General features: G+C 42.1%; 15 protein-coding genes and 3 pseudogenes. 7 read left to right on the top strand and 11 right to left on the bottom strand.

From position 1 onward, the window contains the following. Window positions 1-121: 121 nt before the first annotated feature. A complete protein-coding gene (locus tag DI392_RS11335) occupies window positions 122-1,405 on the bottom strand; it encodes an MFS transporter (protein ID WP_109320015.1) in 1,284 nt (427 codons plus the stop codon). 482 nt (window positions 1,406-1,887) lie between these two features. Between DI392_RS11335 and DI392_RS11330 the strand changes: the two genes are divergently transcribed. From DI392_RS11330 to DI392_RS11315, 4 genes are all read left to right on the top strand, one after another. After that, on the top strand, window positions 1,888-3,018 hold the full coding sequence (locus tag DI392_RS11330; RefSeq protein ID WP_109320014.1) for a Gfo/Idh/MocA family protein: 1,131 nt from the start codon (window positions 1,888-1,890) through the stop codon (window positions 3,016-3,018). Window positions 3,019-3,134: 116 nt separating this feature from the next. Further along, on the top strand, window positions 3,135-4,796 hold the full coding sequence (locus DI392_RS11325; protein WP_109320013.1) for a GMC oxidoreductase: 1,662 nt from the start codon (window positions 3,135-3,137) through the stop codon (window positions 4,794-4,796). 156 nt (window positions 4,797-4,952) lie between these two features. Beyond that, window positions 4,953-6,305 carry an MFS transporter gene (locus DI392_RS11320; RefSeq protein ID WP_109320012.1) on the top strand — a complete coding sequence of 451 codons (1,353 nt, stop codon included), beginning with the start codon at window positions 4,953-4,955 and terminating at the stop codon, window positions 6,303-6,305. Window positions 6,306-6,506: 201 nt separating this feature from the next. Next, entirely contained in the window at window positions 6,507-8,063 is a 1,557-nt protein-coding gene (locus tag DI392_RS11315) for an AbgT family transporter (protein ID WP_109320011.1), read from the top strand. 1,046 nt (window positions 8,064-9,109) lie between these two features. On the opposite strand, the gene DI392_RS11305 is transcribed toward DI392_RS11315, so the two are convergent. Further along, window positions 9,110-10,450, bottom strand: a complete 1,341-nt coding sequence (locus DI392_RS11305; protein WP_109320009.1) for an MFS transporter — start codon at window positions 10,448-10,450, stop codon at window positions 9,110-9,112. 637 nt (window positions 10,451-11,087) lie between these two features. Next, window positions 11,088-11,933: a hypothetical protein gene (locus DI392_RS11300; protein ID WP_109320008.1), complete on the bottom strand. Its 846-nt coding sequence runs from the start codon at window positions 11,931-11,933 to the stop codon at window positions 11,088-11,090. A gap of 318 nt (window positions 11,934-12,251) precedes the next feature. On the opposite strand from DI392_RS11300, the pseudogene DI392_RS19755 reads away from it, so the two are divergent. After that, window positions 12,252-12,359 (top strand): annotated as a pseudogene (locus DI392_RS19755) (integrase); the annotation flags it as partial. A 270-nt stretch (window positions 12,360-12,629) separates the two neighbouring features. On the opposite strand, the gene DI392_RS11290 reads toward DI392_RS19755, so the two are convergent. Further along, window positions 12,630-13,541 (bottom strand): DMT family transporter, encoded by a 912-nt coding sequence (locus tag DI392_RS11290; RefSeq protein ID WP_181388411.1) that lies wholly within the window; start codon window positions 13,539-13,541, stop codon window positions 12,630-12,632. Window positions 13,542-13,637: 96 nt separating this feature from the next. Further along, window positions 13,638-14,351 carry an AraC family transcriptional regulator gene (locus DI392_RS11285; RefSeq protein WP_109320006.1) on the bottom strand — a complete coding sequence of 238 codons (714 nt, stop codon included), beginning with the start codon at window positions 14,349-14,351 and terminating at the stop codon, window positions 13,638-13,640. Between the two features lie 131 nt (window positions 14,352-14,482). On the opposite strand from DI392_RS11285, the pseudogene DI392_RS11280 reads away from it, so the two are divergent. Beyond that, window positions 14,483-14,662, top strand: a pseudogene (locus DI392_RS11280) (group II intron reverse transcriptase/maturase); the annotation flags it as partial. Between the two features lie 234 nt (window positions 14,663-14,896). Here the strand turns inward: DI392_RS11280 and DI392_RS11275 are convergent. Genes DI392_RS11275 through DI392_RS11250 form a run of 6 tightly spaced genes read right to left on the bottom strand, consistent with a single transcriptional unit; the run spans window position 14,897 to window position 23,126 of the window. Continuing rightward, a complete protein-coding gene (locus tag DI392_RS11275; RefSeq protein WP_219930901.1) occupies window positions 14,897-15,589 on the bottom strand; it encodes a DUF4405 domain-containing protein in 693 nt (230 codons plus the stop codon). Window positions 15,590-15,598: 9 nt separating this feature from the next. Next, window positions 15,599-16,261: a flavodoxin gene (locus tag DI392_RS11270; protein WP_109320005.1), complete on the bottom strand. Its 663-nt coding sequence runs from the start codon at window positions 16,259-16,261 to the stop codon at window positions 15,599-15,601. A 37-nt stretch (window positions 16,262-16,298) separates the two neighbouring features. Continuing rightward, on the bottom strand, window positions 16,299-17,180 hold the full coding sequence (locus DI392_RS11265; RefSeq protein WP_109320004.1) for a cupin domain-containing carboxymuconolactone decarboxylase family protein: 882 nt from the start codon (window positions 17,178-17,180) through the stop codon (window positions 16,299-16,301). A gap of 30 nt (window positions 17,181-17,210) precedes the next feature. After that, a complete protein-coding gene (locus tag DI392_RS11260; RefSeq protein WP_109320003.1) occupies window positions 17,211-20,300 on the bottom strand; it encodes a site-specific integrase in 3,090 nt (1,029 codons plus the stop codon). A gap of 2 nt (window positions 20,301-20,302) precedes the next feature. Then, complete coding sequence (locus DI392_RS11255; RefSeq protein ID WP_109320002.1) at window positions 20,303-22,540, bottom strand: hypothetical protein; 2,238 nt, start codon at window positions 22,538-22,540, stop codon at window positions 20,303-20,305. Beyond that, window positions 22,515-23,126, bottom strand: coding sequence for a hypothetical protein (locus DI392_RS11250; RefSeq protein ID WP_146194532.1), 612 nt, complete (start codon window positions 23,124-23,126; stop codon window positions 22,515-22,517). Before DI392_RS11250 ends, DI392_RS11255 begins: the two co-directional genes overlap by 26 nt. Before the next feature lie 197 nt (window positions 23,127-23,323). Here DI392_RS11250 and DI392_RS11245 point away from each other — a divergent pair. Continuing rightward, window positions 23,324-23,932 (top strand): annotated as a pseudogene (locus DI392_RS11245) (aldose 1-epimerase); the annotation flags it as partial. Window positions 23,933-23,979 lie beyond the last annotated feature (47 nt).

The raw sequence follows: 23,979 nt of genomic DNA, 5'->3' as shown, positions 1-23,979 counted from the left end.
CACACTTAATAGACCATAACATCATGATACTATTAGGCTTCCATATTTCAGATAACAGTAGTGCGTTTCCTCTGATGAGAAGAAATAGAATTACATCTAATAAATATATTTATCTAAAAATTTATTCAGACTCTCTGAAGTTAATTATCCAGACCACGGATGTAATAACAGCAATGACTATCGGTAATACCCACAGATAAGCCCAACTCTCTAGTGAATTACCGACGACATATTTAGAGTATAAATAACCAGAAATAGACGAACCGAATGCAGCCCCAAAACCAGAAATCATTATAATAAGCCAGCTCTGTGCTTGTGCATTCAATTCTACCGGCGCTATTTTATAGATATACATAGCACTAATGATAATAAAATAGTCATTACAAATACCGTGTAGCGCCACTCCCAATAAAGCTGTCCAATAACCATATCCGTTAGATGCCATAATAAACAATACAAAACGGATGCCCCACATCATGATCCCAATCAGCAGGGAATTTTTCATTCCGATTTTAGAAATAACGAATGGGACAGATATGATAAAAATAATCTCCGATATCTGACCTATCGACAGCATACCGGCGACATTTTTTATCCCTAACGCACCAATAAAGGTTGATGAAAACGTGTTATAAAAACCCAGCGAGATCGAGGTTAATAGGGCACATATCATCAGAACGCTGAAGCTTTTTTCTTTAAACAGCTGGAATGACTGTCCACCAAGCATATCCGAGATCGTCATCTTGGACTCTGCCTGTGCTTTTGGTTTTGTTACTGGCAAAGTAAATGCGTAAAGTGCCAATAACAAACTAGAAGCCGCCGTAACATAAAATATCTGATGTGATGCTGACAGGCCCAATGCCCCTACCCCCATACCGGCAACAACCCAGCCGAGAGTGGCAAACGTTCTCAGATAAGGAAACTGGCTACTTTTCTCGTGTAACTGAACCAATGAAATCGAATTCACTAAACCCAGTGTCGGCTGAAACAGAAACATGTAAATGAAAATTGCGCATAAAATGTAATATGAATTTCCGTCAGAAACTAAAGTCGGCAGATAACACTGAACAATAGCGCCGAGTAGATGAAGTAAGCCTAACAACTTTTCTGATGAAAGCAGCCTGTCACCAATTGCCCCCATAACCAGAGGTGAAACGATAGCCGCAATGGCACATAGTGTATATGCCATACCTATAATACCCGCTTGATTATAAGTAAAAAGAACAAGGCCCAGCGTTGCAAACCAGGATCCGAAGACTATAAACTCCAACAACATCAAAACACTCAGTCTTGAAAAGATAAATTTAGCAGGCCCGCCAACCGGATTTGAAAGTTGATTAGATGCACTATTATAAGACTCATGGTCATTTTTCGACACATGTTTACATTCTGTCAAATTAGCCATAATACATTCCTGCTTAAATAAATTTCGAATAAAATATATTTCCAGTAAGTTACTCGCTCAACCAACAATGATTATTAATGTGATCGATCAACCATAATTAATAATAAAATACTTTTTACAAATCAACCATCCCTTACAAATCAATAACTTATGCATTTATAACTCTAATAAATGCACATTTTTTTGACTTACCTCACTAATTTAAATAATGAAATACCAAACTAAACCAAGACAATAGTGTGTTACGCGTCACAGAAATTACCCACTCCTAGTAAATTATCGTGATCGCCATCACTATGAACTGTTTATTTAAAAGGTGGAATTGATAAGAGCAATACCAACAATCCATATAACAGACTTCTTCCCAAAGTTGTAATGTGAGTAAATAAATCTGCCTTATTTCTTATTTAAAAAGAATAGCGGGTATATTATTCACCTTATTAAACAGTAATAGTTACTTAGCTATTATGTCGGAGAGAACAATGTCTCAAAGTAAAACTAAAATTGCCGTTGTCGGTTGTGGCCGTATTGCTGCAGCTAAACATTTCCCAGCATTTAAAAAAGCATCAGCCAAAGTAGAACTTGTTGCTTTCTGCGACATCGTGGCAGAGCGAGCAGAAGAAGCAGCACAAAAATACGGTACTGATAACTCCGTTATCTATACCGATTACAACAAGATGCTGGCAGAAACTGACGCAGAGATCGTTTATGTACTGACACCTAACAACGCCCACTGCGAAATCACCGTGGCTTCACTGCAGGCACAGAAGCACGTGCTGTGTGAAAAGCCAATGGCGGCGACCTCAGAGGAAGCCAAGCTGATGCTTGATACCGCAAAAGAAACGGGAATGAAGTTAACTATTGGTTACCAAAACCGTTTCCGTAAAGACGTTCAAACGCTCAAAACGGCTTGCACTGCAGACGAGTTAGGTGAAGTTTATTTTGCTAAAGCTCACGCAGTTCGTCGTAAAGCAGTACCAACCTGGGGCGTATTCCTGGATAAAGAAAAGCAAGGTGGCGGCCCACTTATTGATATCGGTACGCATGCACTGGACCTTACATTGTGGACAATGGATAACTACAAGCCAGTACAAGTCAATGGTTCTGTATTCCACAAAATGAAAGACAACTACGAAGGAAATCTTTTTGGCCCATGGGATCCGGAAACAATTGATGTAGAAGATTCAGCATTTGGTTTCATTAAAATGGAAAATGGCGCAACGATTTTCCTTGAAGCGTCTTGGGCTCTGAACATCCAAAAACCTCGCGAAGGCCAGATTACTCTTTGCGGTACCAAATCCGGTGCAGAACTGGTTGGTGAAGGTGCGGCAGCTCCCACTTCTGCTGTAAATGGTACAGGTGCTGTAACATTCAACACAGCTAAACTAGGTCAACTAGTAGACATCGATCCTATTGTTATTTCGGGACCTGGTCCAATGGATATGGGTGATGAGCCATGGCGTGTAGCTGATGCTGAACTTGCTGCATGGCTGGATGCAATCGAAAACGACAAAGATCCTGTCGTGACTCCAGAACAAGCTTACATAGTGACTCAGATCCTGGAAGCTATCTACCAGTCGGCAGAAACCGGTAAAACTATCGATTTAGTGTAGTACGTAAAGAAGGTGCTCATTAAGTAATGAGCACCTTTATCTTTTAGTATTTTCTAATCGTCCAAATCAACCTGTATTACAAATGCTCAGCTTTGTGCATATAGAAGGTATTTATTATGAAAAAAAATGTATTTGATGCAGTTGTGGTTGGCTCTGGCGCATCAGGAAGTATTGCAGTAAAGGAACTAACTGAAAAAGGGCTGAACGTGCTGTTACTCGAAGCCGGCCCGCACATGGATAAAAAAGACTTCCCGGATAACCAGAAAGCTTCCCAAAAAATCAAAGGCATCGATTTCTTTGACCGCGCGAGAATCACACTGTCAGGACAGCCCATTCAGGCAAGGGCTACTTACATTAGTAAGGAATACAATCATCTCTTCGTTAACGACCTGCAAAATCCGTATACCACCCCTAAAGACCAGTATTACCTCTGGATCCGAGGCAGACAACTGGGGGGACGACTGCATACCTATGGTCGGGTGCTGTTAAGAATGTCTGACATCGACTTCAAAGCGGCAGACAGAGACGGTTACGGAGAAAACTGGCCGATCAGTTACGATGATCTTGCGCCTTATTATGACAAAGTTGAAGAATTCCTGGGGGTTTATGGCAGCCAGGATGGCATTAGCAACCTGCCGGACGGCAAATATATTAAAGCGCCAATACTAACCAAGCCGGAAGCAGAATTTAAACAGTCCGTTGAGTCCGAAAGCAACGCCAAAGTTATCAGCTGGCGTTTCTCCACCCCGAACCTGGAGCGCATTCCCAAAGGGGTTATCGCTGCGCAAGACACCGGCCTGTTGACGCTACAGACAGACGCCGTGGTTAGCCGAATCCTGATTGACCCAAATACAGGTAAGGCAACCGGTATTGAATACATAAACCGAACTACGAAAAAAGCAGAACAAGTCCATGCCAAAGTCGTAATGCTTTGTGCTTCAGCTATCGAGTCGGTGCGGATTTTGTTTAACTCCGCATGCAGTGCCCATCCAAATGGTGTAGGCAACGCCAACGGGTTACTCGGAAAGTATTTCTTAGAACAAACCCCAAGTTTAATTGCCGGCCGGGTCCCAACTCATAAAGGCTATGAGACGGATAACACCGTGATTCAGGATCCATTCTGCCGACCAACCGGTGGCGTATATATCCCGCGGTTTGAAAATGTAACCAGTGACAATGGACACTTTAAGCGTGGATTTGGTTATCAGGGTGTGGTTGGCCGAGGATTTGTTCCGGATGATCAACCAGCTCAATTTGGTTTTATGGGCTTTGGCGAGATGCTGCCATACAAACGCAATAACATCTCTATTAACCCCAAGAAAAAAGATGCCTGGGGGATCCCCGTTGCGCATATTGACTGTTCATTCGGGCCCAACGAACTGGCCCTGATTAAAGCGCAAACCGACTGGATAAAACAGATGGTTTTGGATAAAGGCTATCAGATTGATTTTTGCGGTAATGCATTAGGGTTGGACCCAGACTCCCCGGTATTTCCTAACGAGTCCTGGTTAACCCGGAAAATATTCAAAATGTCTTTCGCCAAAAGCATGGGGATCGGTGCTGCTATCCATGAAAGTGGCGGCGCTAGAATGGGACATGACCCAAGCATGTCTGTCTTGAATGAATATAACCAGGTATGGGACGCACCCAATATCTTTGTCACCGACGGAAGTTGCTTCGTCACCAGTGGTTCAGTAGGCCCTACCCTGACCATGATGGCGATCACCGCCCGTGCCTGTGACTATATCGGTAAACAATTCGAATCCGGGCAACTCTGATATCAATTCAGATATCTACCCGGAAATATCATCAGGTTCTATCAGGCGGGGGGAATTCCGCCTGATAGAAAAAAGGAGGTGTACATAAATAATAACAAATAGCGTTAGTTCAAACACATGGCAATATAATTAATAAAATGAAACAAAGGTTTACACATGAATCAAGTAACATTAACTAAGTTTTTAGACGGCAGTGAATTAAATAAATTTCATAAAACACTGCTGTTTATCTGTTTTCTCGTTATAAGTTTTTCTGGTTATGAACTTTCAGTTTTTGGTTCAATCGTACCAGTGGTAATTAAAGAGTGGGATATAAGCCCAACCCAGGTTGGATTTATAGGTAGTTCGGCAATGTTTGGCATGATGCTTGGTGCCGTATCACTCGGTTTGCTTGCTGACCGCTTTGGGGTGAAAAAATTATTATTAATTTCAATTTTCATTTTTAATTTCTTCATTGTGCTTGCAACATTTACTGATAGTGGTCTGATGTTCGGCGTATGTCGTTTTATGGCCGGATTCGGCAGTGGTGGTGCGACACCAATCGTTATCTCACTTCTAACTGAATTTTCGCCTAAAGGTAGCAAAGCGAAGATGGTGGCTATTGCCATCTGTGGTAACCAGGTTGGCGGGATGTTAGCACCGTTTATTGCAATGCATGTGATGCCGCAATATGGCTGGGAACCTGTTTTATGGCTATCTGCACTACCACTGATCCTGCTGCCTGTTTTTGCAAAACTGACGCCTGAATCAGCGCGCTATCTGGCCAAAAATTCTCCTGCTGAGCTGAATACCGTACTGAAGAAGATTGATACAAACTACAAGTCCCGCATCGAAACACTAGATAAGGAACATCCAGTAGCATTTGAAAAAGTACAGCCGAACTCATCTTACTTTCAGCTTTTTAACAAAAAATACCTGCTGGGCACGGTATTGATTGGTGTCATCTATACTTGTGGTCTACTGACAATTAATGGCGTTAACACTTGGCTGCCACAGGTCATGAATCAAAACGGTTATGCGCTGGGCTCAAGTCTGACCTTTGCAATCATGCTCAATGTGGGCACTTTGATTGGTACCGTGCTTTGGGCGACCACAGCGGATAAAGTCGGCTTCAAAGCGCTGATGCCTGCAATCTATCTGGCCGGTGCCGCAAGTCTGTTTGGCATGGGTATTAAGGCTGATCTGTTTGTACTGTATCTGTTTGTTGGTCTGATTGGTCTGTTTGCATTCTCAGCCCACTCACTGGTGAATACATTTACCTCTCAATACTACCCGGGTGATGTGAGAACATCTGGTGTTGGCCTTGCTAACTCAGTTGGCCGGGTTGGAGGAATGCTTGGCCCAATCCTGGGTGGGGTACTGCTTACTGCCAATGTATCGATGACCGTGTGGTTTGTTACTTTTGCTGTACCTGGTGTTGTGGCCGCTATCTCCATCACCATTATCAATATTCACAAGTCATACGTTGAAAAGAAAGAAAAATCATTAGATTTAGCTACAGAAAGCTAATGGATTGATCAGTAACCATCGCTTTATGCGGTGGTTACTGTTTAAGAGACAGGCTAAATAGCAGTATTAACATAAAAACGTTAACAATATTCCAGTATTAAAAATTTACTTTTCATCAAATAACATCAAATACAACATTCTTTTTAAACCTCACGACGATAACCTTTTTACAGGTATGATTTACAATGGAGCTTGGTAAGCATGATTAACAAAGATATAGATGATTGCCTGTTACCAAATACGAATAGAATAGACCGATATTTAGCTTTTATTGAACGAGCAGGAAATAAAATCCCGGATCCAGCTATCCTATTTTTCTGGGCACTTATTATCACCTGGTGTCTTTCGGCTATCCTGTCCAACATCTCTTTTGATCTGATCAACCCGCGAACCGGTGAAGCCGTTATTGTCACTAATCTGCTTACCGGCAAAGCACTGGCCTATTTTCTGGCGAATATGGTAACAACTTTTACCGGTTTCGCGCCTCTTGGCCTGGTGTTGGTTTCTATGTTAGGCGTGGGGGTTGCCGAAGCTTCCGGCTTTATTACAACAGCCCTGAAAAAGATTCTCAGCATTATGCCATCCAGATTACTGACGCCGATGCTTCTGCTGGTTGCCATTTTATCCAGCATAGCAGGCGATGCGGGTTATCTGCTGATCATTCCACTGGGTGGGGTTCTTTTCCATGCTGCGGGTCGTCATCCTTTAGCCGGCATCGCTGCGGCATTCGCCGGGGTCTCCGGCGGGTTTTCGGCTAACTTCTTCCCTTCCAGCATTGATCCGCTGCTGGCCGGCTTCACTCAGACTGCAGCACGATTACTCGCACCGGACTATATCGTAAACCCGCTGGCGAACATTATCTTTACCAGCGTCTCACCGCTACTCCTGGTGGCTATCGGTTGGTATGTGACAGAGAAGATTATTGAGCCCCGTTTATCGCAAACACCCATCGGTCACCAGGATGAAAAACCCGACCTGGGGACTATTTCAGAGCTTGAATCCAAAGCATTCAGATATGCCTGTTGGGCATTGATGGCGGGTATTGCTTTACTCATCGCCGCCGTGATCCCAGACTCTTCAGCCCTGCGCTCTGCAGCGGGTGAGATTACCGGTAGTTCCGCCCCATTAATGCGCTCTATCGTGCCCCTCACCTTTATACTCTTTATCATTCCCGGGTATGTTTACGGTAAAATAACGGGCAAATTCAAAAGCAGCAACGACATTGTTGGTGCCATGTCCGATACCATGGCTACAATGAGCCTGTATATCGTGATGTCATTCTTCTGCTCTCTGTTTTTGGCTGCATTTATCCACTCAAATATCGGTACCATGTTAGCGCTATATGGTGCCGAGTTTCTGAAAGCCTTGAATCTGCCATCTCAATTTACGGTTGTGAGTGTGATTATACTGACCTCTGGCGTAAACCTGGTTATCGGTACCTCATCGGCAAAATGGGCCTTGCTTGCTCCCGTCTTAGTCCCAATGCTGATGGCCGTCGGCATCTCCCCCGAACTGACTCAGGCTGCCTATCGCGTAGGCGACTCAGTTTCAAATATTATTTCTCCTATGTTGGTCTTCTTCCCTCTCGTTGTTCGCTATTGCCAGCGTTACCATAAATCTGCCGGGATAGGGACTCTGGTATCACTGATGATGCCCTTCTCCCTTGCAATGCTGATTGGTTGGGCGCTCTTCTTGTTAACTTTTTGGGCTTTGGGCATTCCTTTGGGAATCCAGGCTCCATATTCCTACACAATGTAAACGACAATTAAGATCGATTCCCCAAGTAAACCACACACCTTCTAAACCAAGGCCCCCTTATTGGGGGGCCTTGATTTAATCCAGTATCAACTATTGCAGCTCTACTCGCTCCTGCTTCTTCAGAATCCTTATCTATCAGCGTATTATTTCTTTATTAACGCCGACACTATCGAAAAAAGATCCTATTTATCCCAAGTGATCCCCCAACGTTTATTCTTTGTTAAATAAGGAAAATGGTCCTATAACGTTGCGACTATTTCACCTTGCGCATCCCTCATCCACTTGGAAAGCCAAAACTTAGATATACTCTTCCTACTTGAAGCTGCAGCGGTGTCGACTGCGTTCACTCCCCCTAATCACATGGTTTATCTATGCTCATAGGAATTCGCTTGCTTGCCGCCTACCTGCAACTCTAAGTAGTTTGGGTATATGTCGGAACGACAGGTAAAGCCAAAATCAATCATAACCAACTATTGACCAAAATGGTTGAACAGTGGCTATATATAATCGGCAATTGAATCAGTGTTGTTAATTTATCTACTCAGACCAAATTCAACCAAGGGATTATCATCATTTTAAGCATGCTTCGAAATACAGATATATGCCATGTACTTATTAGTCATAAAAAGATGAAGAATATAAAGCGCACAAACAGCGATGACTTATACCAATACCACCAATTAGCTGTTCAAAAATTTGTGCAGAAAAATCATCAAGAACAAGGCAGAATTTGCAGTGACACGTTTTTTGGAGAGGGTTACAGTACTAATTACAAAAATTCTTATGCAATTACTGGCGATTTTAACCAGCAAACATGATTAGATAATTAGTGGAATTGGTATTAAATATCAAGTCGAGAGGGAAAGGAGCAGGAAGAGAGCCAGGTCATTTGACAATTAGGCAGTTACGCGTAAGCCCCCTTATCGGGGGCTATCAAAACCACCAGAAAATCAGGTGGCTTTTATTAATCAAACATCTAGGTAAAACATAAAGATGAACTTTAATCATTACCATATTATTAGAAGCGATACGGCAACAGATTGACCTTAGCCTTGATAATCGATGCTATATGCTTTCTTGGACTGAATATTAATCAGGATAAATGAGAGTGCTGCAATCAGTCCGGTGCCAGCAAACACCATAAACCACCCCATGACTGAAACCTGATTTGCCAGCAAAAGGCCACCAACAGTAGGACCAAGCAGACCGCCAATTCTTCCCATTGCGTTTGGTAAACCAATGGCAATCGTGCGTAAATCATCCGGGTAGTGTTGAGCAATAAATGCATTAACCAGCGAGTGTGCAGCAAAAAGGAAGAAACCAACAAGCGTAATCAAGATATACAGGATAATAATATTGGACTTAACCCCCATCAGAAGCAAAGAAACTGAACCAATAATATAGATACTTGGCATCAATACAACAAATCCCTTTTTATCTGCCACCGACGCCCAGTAAATGGCGCCGATAACGGTACCGGCACACAAGAATATTGTGAAAGCAATACTAGAGCCCAGCGCATATCCCGCATTTGTCATCACACCAGGCAGCCATACGATAACACCGTTGATAAACAGAAGCCCCATGATTGCGATAACCGATGCTAATACAGAAATCAAAGCATACTTTTTACCAAACAAGTCCTTATAAGAAACGGTATTAGCCTGCTCTTTAATTGTAAAGCTCTTCAGTGCTTCCTCTACATTCACACTAGAACTGTAATCTGGATCAATCTTGCGCAGTACCTTTTTTAGCCCTTCTACATCATTGTTCTTCATCATGTAAAGAGCACTTTCTGGCAGCGTTTTTAAAATATACGGCAGTAACACAACCGGTATCAATGCCATCCAAAATACCGGACGCCATTGATCGAATTGAGTCGTGACATAGATAGCAATGAAAGAGGCAATAATTGCACCAAACTGGTTACCACACAAAGCAGTTGCAACCGAGCGGCTTTTGTTGTTCTTCGGGGCGTATTCAGCTAACAGGGATATAACAAGAGGGATAACGCCACCGAATCCAAACCCAGCAATGAATCTGCAAATAGCAAAAATCTCTATCGTTGGTGATAACGCCAGGCTAAAGGTACCTGCACAGAAAATCAGCACTGAAGCAATCAGTACTTTTTTAATGCCATATTTTCTTGCAACAATACTACAAACTAAAGCGCCAAACAGCGAACCAAACTCAGATAAACTACCGACATATCCCAGTTGATCCCAGTTCAGATCGGTCCACTCTTTAAAAAGCATAGGGATAACTGAACCATATGCAGGAGCAGCATATCCAGTAAACGTAATTAAAAACACACCCAAGATAACTAAGCTCATATCAAAGCTACTAAATTTTCTTGAATCTATAAATTTGATAATATCATTTTTCATATAATGTCTCGCAGCAGAGTTAAGAGCTCTTGGTTAGTGTAAGAATGATTTGTGATCGATATCCGGAATCTGATAAATGAAATTTAATTACATTACCAGCCATATCTTCTGGCATACTACCCTCCGATTGTTTCTTTGTAAGCTATTGGTATAAAATATTTATTTTTTATCTTATAAGTTAGTCAAGATGCTATTTTATACAAAACAAAAGAATCAGATAAAAACAAAACATAATAAATTAAAATGTTTATATTACATGACTCAAAATGTGATATATGTTGTATTAATTAATCACTTTCATAGCTTGCCATGAAATTATCCATAATTTTTTACTTTGGAAACTTCCTGACAATTTAATCAAACTAAGCATCTATTAAACATACACACAGATAATATTTTATATTGCACATGAGTGTAAAATCGTTCTTCTGGATTTATGGTATCGCTCGGACCGATAATAAAAGTTATCATCGTCGGATAATTTGGATTCTCACCGTAAACTGTTACAGCAGAGACATAACTTTATATGAAAATAAGTGATTACTATGCTTGAGGGATATTTTATTTCACGCTTCAGATATTAATGTGGTCTATTAACTAGTTGTTTAAATTAGAACTTATCTGCAATGGATATAGATTAAGGTGCGTACCACCATTTTTGATCAATCGCCTTAAACCCTTGCGTAAGGTTAGGTGTGTCTATTCTTATCTGTACCCGTCCTCCCAAATTAGCTCGCTCAAACGCATCACGGGAGAAAGGATGAGACTTCAGTAAAGCGAGTAGGCTTCCATCTTCCAGTGCCCGCATCATCCCGGTTTCAATCACCTGCTTTAATTCAGTATTGTTCTTCTGCACATAAAAAAACCGGCCATAGGGGTAAACTAAAGCGATAGTATTATCAACGGTAAGTTGATCACTCTGCTCGCCAAACAGCTCTAAAAATCTATATGCTTCATTCGCACCAAGCGGTAGCAGGTCAAACCGCTTATGCTCAACCATCTTAATTAAATTCTCCATTTTTGTTGCCGTTAATACCTTGAAACCTGCATGCTCCAGAATGGTAATATCACCCCATCCAATACCCTGACCAACAACGAAATCCTTAAGCTCATCCAATGTATTTATTAAGCGTAACTTCTCCAGCATATCCTTATGAACAATAAATATTCTCCAGCCAAGTAGCCCCATTTCCAGCGGTAAATAAATCGGCTCCAGACTCTCTTCAAGTTCAGGAATAAAACCCGAGTCAAACACATCCAACTGACCGGACTCAAGCATAAACTTGGCCCGATTAGGCGTAACCTTTAGAGGACTCACCGTCAAATGATAATCATTTTCAACCTCACTTAAGGCCAACTTAAGGATAGAGAAACCTAGAGTAGACTCACCTATACCATGTATATTGGGATATCTTAGCTCCTTAGCCATCACCTCTACATTAAATATAATGGCAATTAATGCACAACAAATTAGTTTCAACATACATACCCTGCATCTAGTTTCTACTGTCAACTATGAATATCTATAGTGTAGTTGATCATTGCCAAGTCTTACCTGACCCATGGTGATTGTTCAGAAAATGACGGTTCGCATATAATCTGAAAAGTGAAAATTCTCCAATAGGGCTATAACATAAGGTAGCAGGACCTGACTACCGACAGAACGAGATTATCGATACCAGAAAATATTTATCAAGTCAGTCACGATTCCGGCTAAGTTTTCAATAACCACCTCCAAGCCTGCCGGTAAAGCCCTTTGTGCCGATTACTGGTATCCACACTACTGATGCATTTTTAATGAAGACACATTCAGTTGCTTCTTGGACATGCAAAGCTAGAAAGCAACATCGAGTATTTGGGTGTTGAAATAGAGGATGCGTTAACGATCTCAGAAAATTGTGAAACCTAGAGCTCCTTACCTGCCGAGGGCTATTCCCTCAGCCAATACTCATCACACAATACTCATCCTATGTGCTAGCTCATTGTTGGGCAGAAGTTTGTTTGCGTGTTTACTAATTTAGTAATATACGAATAGCTCTAGGTATTGGAAAATCGCTTAGTGGAGTGTCCCATTTTCGTAGTGTGGCTCTGTATATCGCAATCGAACAGCTTTGTTAGCAGTCAGCCTAATGCTTAACATAGAAAATAATTAGACACGATAATATCCATACCTGGTGGTTCATAGATGGCTACCTGCCTTCACTTGAATCAACAGACAAATTAGGATTAAACCAATACCACTCCATCCAAGCATTGGTATCGACTCGCCAACTATCACCACTGCCAAAGCAGCGGCTACAACAGGCTCAAAAAGTGTAATCAAACTTGCACTGCTTGCGGTCACAAACCTCAGGCCAAACCCATAAGCAATATAACCCAACCCCATTGGTATCAAGGCCATATAGCCAACTACCAGAATATTGGTTGCTGATGCAAAAAGATTATCTCCAGTGACCAAAAGCGTTGGAAGCAAAATTAATGAACCAAAACCAAAAATACAGCCTAAAGCCGATTGGGATTGGATACCCTGCTCAATCAGTGCCTTAGCAACCCAAGAATAGACAGCATAAAACAAACCTGCCATAAGACCCAACAAGATGCCAATCAGTCTCAAGTTATTAACTGTATGGATTGCTGATGACTCCGAAAAAACCAACAACATGATGCCTGTAATACCGACAGAAAAGCTAAGTAACCATTTTTTCGTGATACTTTTACCTTTGCTAAATAGACACTCAAGCATGACCGCAAAAAACGGTGCTGTTGCAATAGAAATCACGGTGCCAATTGCGACACCAGCCAGTCTCATCGAGGAATAAAATGCCAATGGGTAGACAGCCAAAGCGATTGCGCTAACGGCTAACTTCCTCTTATGAATCAGAATTTTTTTGAAATCATCTCGCAATTGCTTACGAGATAATAAGGCTTGAAAAAGCCCACCAACTCCCATTGAAAAAGCGCCTATAGCTAGAGAGCTGACATCTGGAGCTAAACTAGCGACGGTGCCTGTAGTACCCCACAAGACCGAAGCAAACAGTATCGAGAAAATGCCAAGCTGATAGGAAGTATAGCGATTATGCAGCATAGATATATCTACCGAGAAACTTATAACAGGACAGATATCTTAGGTGATTAATCACATCATGTTTTTGCTAAAAGGACGCAATAGTTGCTTAAATAGACGAACTCAAGAGCGCGCGAACTCCCTTGGAGACATTCCATAGTGGGCGGAAAAGCGTCGGCTAAAAGCTGAAAGGTCGCTGTATCCTACCCGCTCAGCTACCCACTGCACAGGTAAGTCAGTATGGGTTAGCAATGCCTTAGCCTTCTCCATACGTTGCTCAGTGATGTATTTGAGCACACTCATCCCTATGTTTTCTTTAAAGAGCTTCTTAAACTGAGTTGGACTAAGATACGCAACCTTAGCAAGCGACTGAATAGTAAGAGGCTCGGCTAACCGTTCACTGATCATCACCTTCACTACTCGAATCCGTGGATCGTTAGTTCGAGACAACTCTTGCTGTCCCAGCAATAAGGTGAAGATACTTACCATAGATGCTTCAATTGCACTATCCACCTGATATTCAAGTTGCTTTTCAACAAAGTGAATAAAGCTCAACAAAGGGGGAGAGGTCGAAAAAACAGCTAGTTCCTCACTGATCAAATGGGAAGGCAGTTCATCAAGATCAGCTACAATGAATCGTGCTGCTTCATCAGCATTAAATCCATGAGCTACACCTTTTGGGATTACCACGCATTCACCGACACTCACTTTACCCAAGAAACCATCCATATCAATATGAATATTACCTTGAATAGGCAGTACCAGTTGATGATAGCTATCGTGAACATGGCGACTAAAGCGCTTTGTGTAAGTGCGAATACTTAAACTAGTTTTCATATTAACAACAAGTTAACAAAAGACAATAACAGGCATTTCCAGCCACTTTCACTCATTACAAAAACTAGGTCAAGCAGATGGTTCACGTAGCTCACAATGGGGCGTGCGACGTGAAGTCGTATGAAGCGCTGTTTATGGATAATGTCGCCGTTGATAAGCGTATGTTGGAGCAATGGTTAAAGTCTGCCTTTGTAGACAAGGGGCTGTTTTACGATACCGATGAAGGCACGCCTCAAGGCGGGATTATATCCCCAACCTTGATGTTAATGACGCTCTCTGGTCTCGAACAGCGTATTAAGTCTAACGCTCTCAACACCATCTTCCTTCGTGGACTTTTTTGAGTAACACAACCCCAATAATATAATCTGGTTTGCTATAATTCTCCAAACCGAATTATTTAGTATTTGACTACAACACTAAGGGCTAAGATATTTTATCTTGCCCTTTCTTCATTCAGAATATCTTTTGCTAGATGAATCTCCATGATATTTGCGTTATACATGGCACAAATCTTCGTAGCCGCTATGGGAGCCAGTGGCAAGGAATCATTCTTTAACTGGTTGTTCATTTCTGAACAGAAACAGCCAGAGGAAAAACCGCGTGGTATAGGCAAACAGGATTGTTACTGCAATATAGTCAAAGTAGAAACCAGCCACTGATTGTTCAAAGTCGAAGAAAGCATAATCCACCTGCAATAGCAGGTAAGCACTCATATCCCGCTGAATAAATATACTTACCCCATAAACTGACAGCATTAAAGACAAAAATGAACCGAACTTTGCAATTCGTGAATTCTCAGAAATATGCCACAATTGCGAAAAAAATCGGGCGAGCATTTTCCAGTGCATGCCCAGATGCACTGCCATGATAATTTGCAGCCAGTGTACGCTAGTCATATGAGTTTTGCGCACCATATCAGATGCATTATGAAAGAAGAAATCAGCGAATATATGCTGGGAAAGCACTACCCCACTTACAATAGCAGTAATGAGTAGACCAGCCAGCACGATATTTATGGCTAGCTTCAAAGCCCGGAACAGGTCGTAATCACCTAGCCATAAACGCTGAAACCAGTGGTTATTTAAAACAAGGTGCTTAAATACTATAAGTAAAAAAGCCAGCCCCAACCACTCATGGGTACTTTCCTGCCATAAATGGAATCCCATTAAAGCACCGAACAGGATAACCATTACGCTATCCTGAGCGACCTGATAAATATATTTAAGCTTGATGATCATGAATAATGGTCACTTAACCTCGATGTCATCTAACCACTCATAGACCTCCTCGGGTGTGGAACTATCTGCTACATCATCTCTTGAAATGCTAAATGCATCGGTCTCAACATGAGCATTTGGCTGGAGAGCGATAATTTCACGCACGGTCCCAGAAAGGCGGCTACCACCATGGGTTGAAAACGGAATAACCTTTTTTCCACTAAAATCGTTCTCCTCCAAAAATGTATAGAGGATCATCGGCATTTGATACCACCAGATTGGATAACCAATAAATACCGTATCGTATTGTTCTAAATCGGGAAGAGGATGTTTGATAGCCGGGCGAACTCGGTTTCTCTTCTCCTGTTGAGCGAAATCAACTAACGGCTTGTGATCGCGGGGATACGGTTGAGCGGGTTCTATAGGATAGATATCCGCTCCAACTTTTTGCTCTATCAACTTAGCAATGTACTGAGTTGCCCCTAAATTCTGCTGATTCTTTCGAAGCAAACTGGCTCCGGAAACGGCATCAACACCATCTAATGACACATCTTCCGGTTGAGAAAAGTAAACCACCAAATTTTTATGTGGTTCTTTTGGCGTTGTACTATCATCTGCAGCCACCTTAATACTTGAGGTCGTGATGCAGGTAAATAACACCAAACGCATAAGTGCCGGCATACTATTTTTCATTAAGTTTTTTCCTGAATTTATTGTTCTTATAGAGAATTTATTGCAGCTGCTGTAATACGCTTTTCGCATTAGCGGCTAAATCAGAACCCATCGCTTGTTCAAATTCAGCAAACACTCGTTCCATTTGGCTGGCATCAACTCCCAGAGTCGTTGCAATTCTTAGATGCGAACGTAGCTGTGCATTAACATCCCCTAATGCTGATAAGGAGCTAACCACGACCAATTCACGATACAGCGGTGGTAAGTTGTCTCGGCTAAAGAGGTAACCGAATAGATGTTCTTTTAATGCATGGTCCATGGTTGGTGAGAAATTATTGAAAAGAGGTGCCGATACCTGTTCAACAGGCACCTGATTTATATAAGCCAGAGTTTGATTACCACGTCGGTAGTAATCGGTACGTTCCGGTAACACACTTGGTACCGCCCCCAAAGTGTCGGAAATGCCAGCCGCCAAACGCTCTTCAAGCAGCGCTCTGAAGGTAAGCATGCCGTTTAAAGCCCTCGGGAAACCTACGTAGGCATATTGATGAGCAAATACTTCTTTGATTTGATTAACCGTAAGCCCCTTTTCTAACCCGTTGATCAAAGCCGATTTCAACTTATCCAATTGGCCAGTCGCAGTAAACGCAGCGATTGGGATTAAACTGAGCTGCTCATTCGATAAATTAACGGTAGCGAGTTTGCCTGGTTGTTGAGGTTTGGCTTTTTCAACTATAGGAAGTTCCACTTTTTCTAGCCAAGTGACTTTTTTTCCATCCGTAGCAACCGGGCTGATAGCAATGTGTGCCATTGCGCTAGATTCACCCGCACCGTGCCAATGTTTAATTCCTGGCGGACACCAAACCACATCACCTTTATGGATAACCTGAATTGGTTTTCCCCACTGCTGTGTTTGCTCTGCTCCAGTCAGACTGGACAATTCATTAAGCGACTTTTTTGCTTTTCAACGTTAACTAGAGGTCGGTAACAAATCTTGGTTCTGCAGCAACACAAACGACATAAACATCAGATACACCACCAAGTGGGAAGAGTATTTATTAACCCTATCCCCTTCTGTATATTTTTCCTCGGAAGGACTGATGAGCTCAAGCCGAACCGAACCAGTGCCGCTTCGTCCGGTTTTCTTTCCTCGTTTGCCTTCAATTGTTGCCATACCTTTCAATAAAGCTTGCCACTCTTCTTTTATGCTACTGGTGTTGATATATAGCTTTACTGCCCGCCAATGTGACTTAGGGATCGCAAACTGAAAGGTGTCAATAAATTGCTTTAGCGTCGAAGGAGAGTTGAAGTTAACACCAGACTTACTGACAACGGTATGCTTCAAACAATACTGCATCATGTCGCTGATAACTTCAGACCTCTCTTTGTAGTGAACTCTTAGTTGCTGAACAAATTTTTCCGTATACTCTATTTCCCTAATCGTCTTCAGTTTACCGGGGACAAGCGCATGCTCTCTGCGAGCCGAAAATTGGCGGGACAAAGGGGCAATATCCAACTTATTGCCGGATTTGTCGTATTTGACTTTTGAACCAGAATTTGAGGCCATTAATGACTTTAGGTAAAGAGCATTATGAAGCCACTTATCTATCGTTTCTTGTTTCAGGCGATATTGATACGCTAATAAATCAATACGTTCACCTCGAGAAATCGCTTCAAGAACCTGGTAACAAATACTGATACTGACTTTTTCTTTATCAGGGCGCTGCAAAATAATTTCCTCGGCGGTAATTTTCTCAGACTCTGTCTCTAGATTCTCGATATTCAGTTCATCAGCTAATAACTCAAAAAAGTCTCCATACGTTATGTCTTCTTTGTCTTTTTTCAGCGATTGATAATACCGTCGGCTGCACAGCCCGCTCTCCTGCGCACCTTTAAGTGAAACCGGGGTGTCTTGCTCACCCGACGGTGTTGCCAGCAAATCGCTCAAATGGAAATAATGCATAAAAGTGACTTGGGGACTCTCATGCCCCCCCAAAGCCGCTATCTCCCAATATCCATTGCTATAGGTTTTTTTAAATAGCTTTTGTCGCAGATCTGCAGTCTGTTTCTCTGAGTATGGATAAAATTCAGGCAGCAATTCCTTAGGATTATAGCTTTCAAGCATTAGCTGCAGCCTGCTGAAACAGCTGTGTCTCAGATGATAAAACACTAGGTGATCTTCACCGGAAAGTGCTCTAAGCACCTTTCCAACGTAGTTTGAAACCGCAAAAGTATTAAATGGCCGGTGAGTATTTTCGCCCATCGTCAACAGCGGCGAAGTTTTCGATAAATTTTGTCCTCGTTTTAAACGAAGGTAGTCTGCAACAATATCGCACTCATGCTCAAACAGCATCGAAAAAACAGGGACTTTTCGAAGACCACTTGCGGTTTTGTTGTCACCAAACCGGTTCGGACGAATTTCAAGCCAGCCAGTTTTCGAGCTTTCAAGGTTTTTAAGCTGTAACTTATAGAGTTCGTTAAGACGGAGTCCACAACGATAAGCCAGGATACATATCGATTGAAGCGCAAGTTTATCGATATCATTAAGATCCATTAATTTTTCGATATGCTGAAGTAACTTCTTAAATAGCGGCTCATCGATAAGCCCTGCCCGTGTATGTTTCTTTCCGGCATCAATGTGAAAGAAGCTGTCACTCAGTGAAGGAAGCCCCAATACAGGCGCAGCAAATCCGTGTAGCTCCTTCAGCCTTTTAGCGAAATAGCTTTGCGATTTCTTGGTCAGGTGCTTATCAATTTGCTCCTGATAAATACCTTCAATATCCGCACTGGCAGTCAATTCAGACAAATGGCTCTCGGTGTTCATCAGGTACCAGTATTTAACCTGATTAAGCATATACTGGTGAACTGTCTTGGCTACGCAACCATGAGTCTTGTATATCAGCCACTGGATAAAAACCTGTTGCCATGGCTCCATCTGATACTGCTCTAAAAGCCCTTCCAGCCTGCCTCTGACTGTATCTTCTGTAACTTTCTCTCCGTTTTCAGTGGGTTTACAGGCTCTTTTTAACTCACTGGTAAACTGGCTTTGTTTCAGTGAAATCGGTTTGCTTTGGGTTTCCAGTTTTCGGGAGTGTTTTACTTTTACATCGGTAGAAAAATCCGAAAATGATGTTGCTTGTACAGGGTGTATAACAGGAGAAATCAGTCTAACCAGGTTGGAAATTGGCAAAGAATAGGACCGGGTTCGCCCTACCCTGTACTCTAACAACGCCTGACTCAGGCGGAGATTGGCGTTCCTTTCATACCAGAATGCCCCGCAGGAGCAAAACTGCTTTAAGCTTGTCGGTAAATGTTTTTGCTCTGGAAAGCCGGCTAACAGGGCCTGTAGTATCTGCTTACTATCTTGCGGAAATTGCCACTCCTTTTTATTCAGCTTTTGCCAGAGCCTAAGTTGCCCCAGAGTTCTAACTGACAAGTAACATTGAAAGGTAGTGACAGGCTCACCTGCCTCATAGGCATTACTGTTTAAATTTTCATTTTCCAGTTTTAATGTCACAAATGTTCGGTTGGCAAAACTTTTCAGGTTTAACTTTTTGTCCTGCTGCAACTGGTGATTAAAGCTTCTTACAACATCTATGTTGCACTGTCCCGAGTCCATGAGGAGCGACAAGATTAATGACTGGTAGCGAAAGCGGACATCACGCTTGTCCCTATCTGATTTCTCTTTCAACCATATATCGTAGGCATCATACAGCGCCCATGCCCCTTTTAACCATTCGGGACTTCGTAACTGAGTCGGCGTTTTATTTGTGATCAGGTGAGAAGGTGGCGAGAGCGTCCATCCATGCACCTTTTGATATTTTTTGACAAGGCTTACGCCATGATTAAAAGCAAGCCGGAAATCCCGCTGCTGACCATAAGTATCCAGCAGGCTGTCACTGTATTTTTCCCAGGAGCTAATAAAGGCGGTTTCAGATGGTATTTGTACGGGGTTAGGGAATACCTTTTCAAGCAGTTGCCGCGATTTACTTTTTACTGCCTCTCTATGCGCGAGACGTTTGTTATGCCGTTTTTCTTCACCGATATTTTCCGTTTTCACTGTCACTCTCCAGACAACAGACTGATGATGTGCTCTTGCAGCAAATCACGGATCTTTTGCAAATCCTGACGACTCAATTGGCTAAACTGAGCAAAAGGGAGTTGATTGGAATGAATATGCCCCATCCAGGCCCCAATTAACTCATCGGAGATATCATAGCTGAACAGCAGTGAACGTAAGTAGTGACGCGTCCAGTTAGCAGGAAGAGGAATTATCGAATCAATGTGTTGCATGTAGGTTGAAGGTGTCACCTCCTGTACCCGCTCCTGATAACGGTAGAAACAAAAAGGCATACTGCCATTGAGTGATTGACGATATCGCTGAGACAATTCACTGTCTGTTACTGAGAAATGAATCGCTGCCTCTTCACAGTAACTCATATACTCCCTAAGGTGCACCAACGCGATATCAGGCAAGAGCACCGTTCTCCCACTGTATCCCGTGCCGCGTTCTTTTTCGGCTATCCGGTATTCGCCGGTAGAAAAATGGATATCATCGACATTTCCAAACCAACCCTCAACAGGCCTGTAACCACTCACCAGCCCCAGTACCAATTGCAAATAAACCACCCGGAGGTTGTGGGTTTCCTCAGAATAATAATCCTCACACTCGGGTGGAGCATCATTGAGCTTTGTTTGTATTTTGGTGAATATGAACTTCAGGATCCCGGTATCAATATACAATGGAGACCCTAAAGACTGCCCAGTTTCCCTAACATCTAAATCAAGTAAATAATCCGTCTCAGCGGCCTTATTTATATGGTTAAAGTATCTTCTTACTACTGTGAGTAGTTCATCGTAGGGAACGTGAGTATAAAAGCGGGCTGGCTGATTTTTAGCATCAAAGCCGGTTATCAAATCAATCAGAGTACAATCAATGCCATTTCCTTTTAACGTCTGTGGCAAATAAGAGGTTATCCTGGATAATGTTAGCCCAACATCATGGCGTTTTTTTATAGTTGATAGAAAGGCCTTAACGTCTTTCTCTTCAGTGCTGCTAAATTTGAAGCTGCTCAGATCACTCACCAGATTCAAAGGTAGAGGAAGTGTGTACTCCTGAGCGACATTCTTAACAAAAGGAAGCAGTTCCTTTCGAAGCTTTTGACTCGGGAGTTTAAACTTTCTTTTTACGCCAATGATTCTCCGCCTGCTGTTTCGTCTGGCCTGCCAGGCTTTTATCTCTTCAAATCCATTTCCGGTCAGAAGCATTAAAAGAAGAAGACGTGCACATTCCTGATGTTCGTCCTGATTTTTTAGGGAGGCAATGCAATCAACCACCAGATGATGTAACTCCAACGGAGTCATTGCAGAGATATCACAGGTAAGCATCATGCTCTTTTTACGTATACGTTCATTTACCGCTCTGGCCTGTAGCGCCTGTGCGCCATAGTCCTTGGTAACAAACCCCGGAGAGGTCACCATTGAAATGGAACGAGAGTTCGCAGATCGTTCCTCTTCATCTACCCACGAAGCACTTTTATCACCCTGCTCACCAAATTTTAGCTCTTTGATTTCTACGACTGAAACACTACTGTCGTCATCAATATACTTTTTCTCGGTAGTGTGTAATCGGCCTTCTCGTTTAAATTCACGAGAGCCTACGCTTCGATGAAAGCCGCGCTTATTTTCATAGGAGGCCTGATAAGGCACTTTAATATTGGCAATCTGACGGCCGACATTAAGTTGCTGAAGCTCATCGGATTGCAGCAACACCTCGAGCTCGTCGATTAAGAGTGGAAAAGTAGTCTGGAGAATATTAGGAAGGTAAGCCGCAAGCCGTTCACGTTTACCTAATGCATACTGCCGTAATTCGTTACACAGGCGTTCAATTTTTGATTCATGATCCCCCTGAAAGCTCAGGTGAGCCACCACTAGTAAAGTTAACGCTTTGTATTGATCATACTGCTTAATATCATAAGAAATTCGACTCATATCAACAGCAACAAAACAAGCAACAACATAAAGGGTTAAAAAATTTTTGTCTTTAAAATTGGAATACACTTCTGCCAAAGGTAAGGGAGAATCACACTGATATGTTGTAGCTACTTCCAGCAGGAGCTTTATTTCAGTAAAGTGAGCAGCATAGCGAGCATCCAGCTCTTCACACAGTCGTATAACTTCATTTGCAAGAGCGCCATTTTCGCGCTCAGAGCCACAAAACAAGTTCTGAAAGAAGTACTGCTGATTCTTGTCAGCAAACCGCTGCTTTACCTCATCATGATTCATTGCTTCGAACTTCATTGGTTAATTGCTCGAAAATCGAAACAGTTTTGGTTTCAGGCTCTGATGCAGTAGGGATAATTGCGCTCTTTTTGCTCTGCTTTTTTAAACCAGCCAAAGAATACGGTGTGCATTTCGCGACGAAGTCCTGGGTAAGTGTTTTAACAGAGAAAACAGAATTAAGAACCGATTTCGGTACCTGCTCATTAATAGCTTTGCGTAACGCCTCCACTCTTCCTCCCTGAACTGAAGAAAGTAAGACCCTAAATACGCCAGTCCAGGCCAGTAACTCTATATCCTCTTCAGCCAGGTCATCATAAATCACGACTTGATGATCGCTCATATCAAACTCATTAATGGAAAAACCGTGTATTTCAAATCCGCTAAAGAGATAACATTTAGAACTCGAGGCTTGCACCGCAGAAAAGATTTGCCCTTTCTGAAGTCCGTCCAACACCTGAGTGCCAAGTTCAGTTTTATGGAACAAAAACATCTGAGCATGAAAAAACCGATATGCCTCATAAGCACGAGGGTGGACATCAACAGATAAGTTTTTCTTATTCCGGACAGATAAAAATCTCGCCAAATGCAACACCTCAAACCACAAATTTAGGTATACTTAGTAAACTTTTTGTGGCAACCATAAATTCTAGTTACGGTTTAAAATGGCATTGAATGACAAACAAGTCAAATAGAAAAAACCCCTGAAAGGCTTGTAATTACTTACCAAAGAGCTAAGACGGGGGTAATTATATTAGGGTGGTCATAATCCTTCCAAGCTGATGATTATATAATCAAGCGTTCAAACTTGTTAACAGCCATACTTCACACTCACATGCAGAAGTGACACTGCGTTACGAAACAGACTCATTGCATATAGGCTATCCTTTTTCATTTCAAATGGATGTAACATTCCATATTGATAAAACCGGTAAACTCGACTGCTTAACCTCAGTAAAAAATAATGGTTCCAAATCGTTTCCTTTTGGTGATGCATGGCATCCATACTTTTCACTTGGTACCGAACTGCATAATCAATTATTATCCATGCCAAATTGCGATGAAATGGAGCATATCAATGATCTTCCAAGTGGAAATACATTTCCATTTGATCATTTTAGAGAGCAGAACACTCTAAATGGAGTCAATTTAAATCATTGCTTCAAATTCGAATCTAATACGGAAATAAAACTTACACTAAACCGGTCGGATAATTTAGCTACATTATATTATCAGCAAGATTCAAACTATCCATTCACTCAACTCTATATTCCTGAGGGTGAGCAAACTATTGCGATTGAACCAATGACTTGTCCAGCAAATGCTTTTAACAACCACATTGGTTTACTAGAGCTCGCTCCAAATGAAAATCAAACCTTCACCTGGAGTTGCCATGCTATATTCCGAGGCTAAAACACTAAAAAATAACCCCTATGACGAATATTGTAGGGCGCTGTAGG

This window comes from Vibrio albus (genome assembly GCF_003144035.1).
Taxonomy (GTDB): Bacteria; Pseudomonadota; Gammaproteobacteria; order Enterobacterales; family Vibrionaceae; genus Vibrio; species Vibrio albus.
Note: the sequence above shows the minus strand (reverse complement) of the source record. Positions and strands in the feature narration are given on the sequence as shown.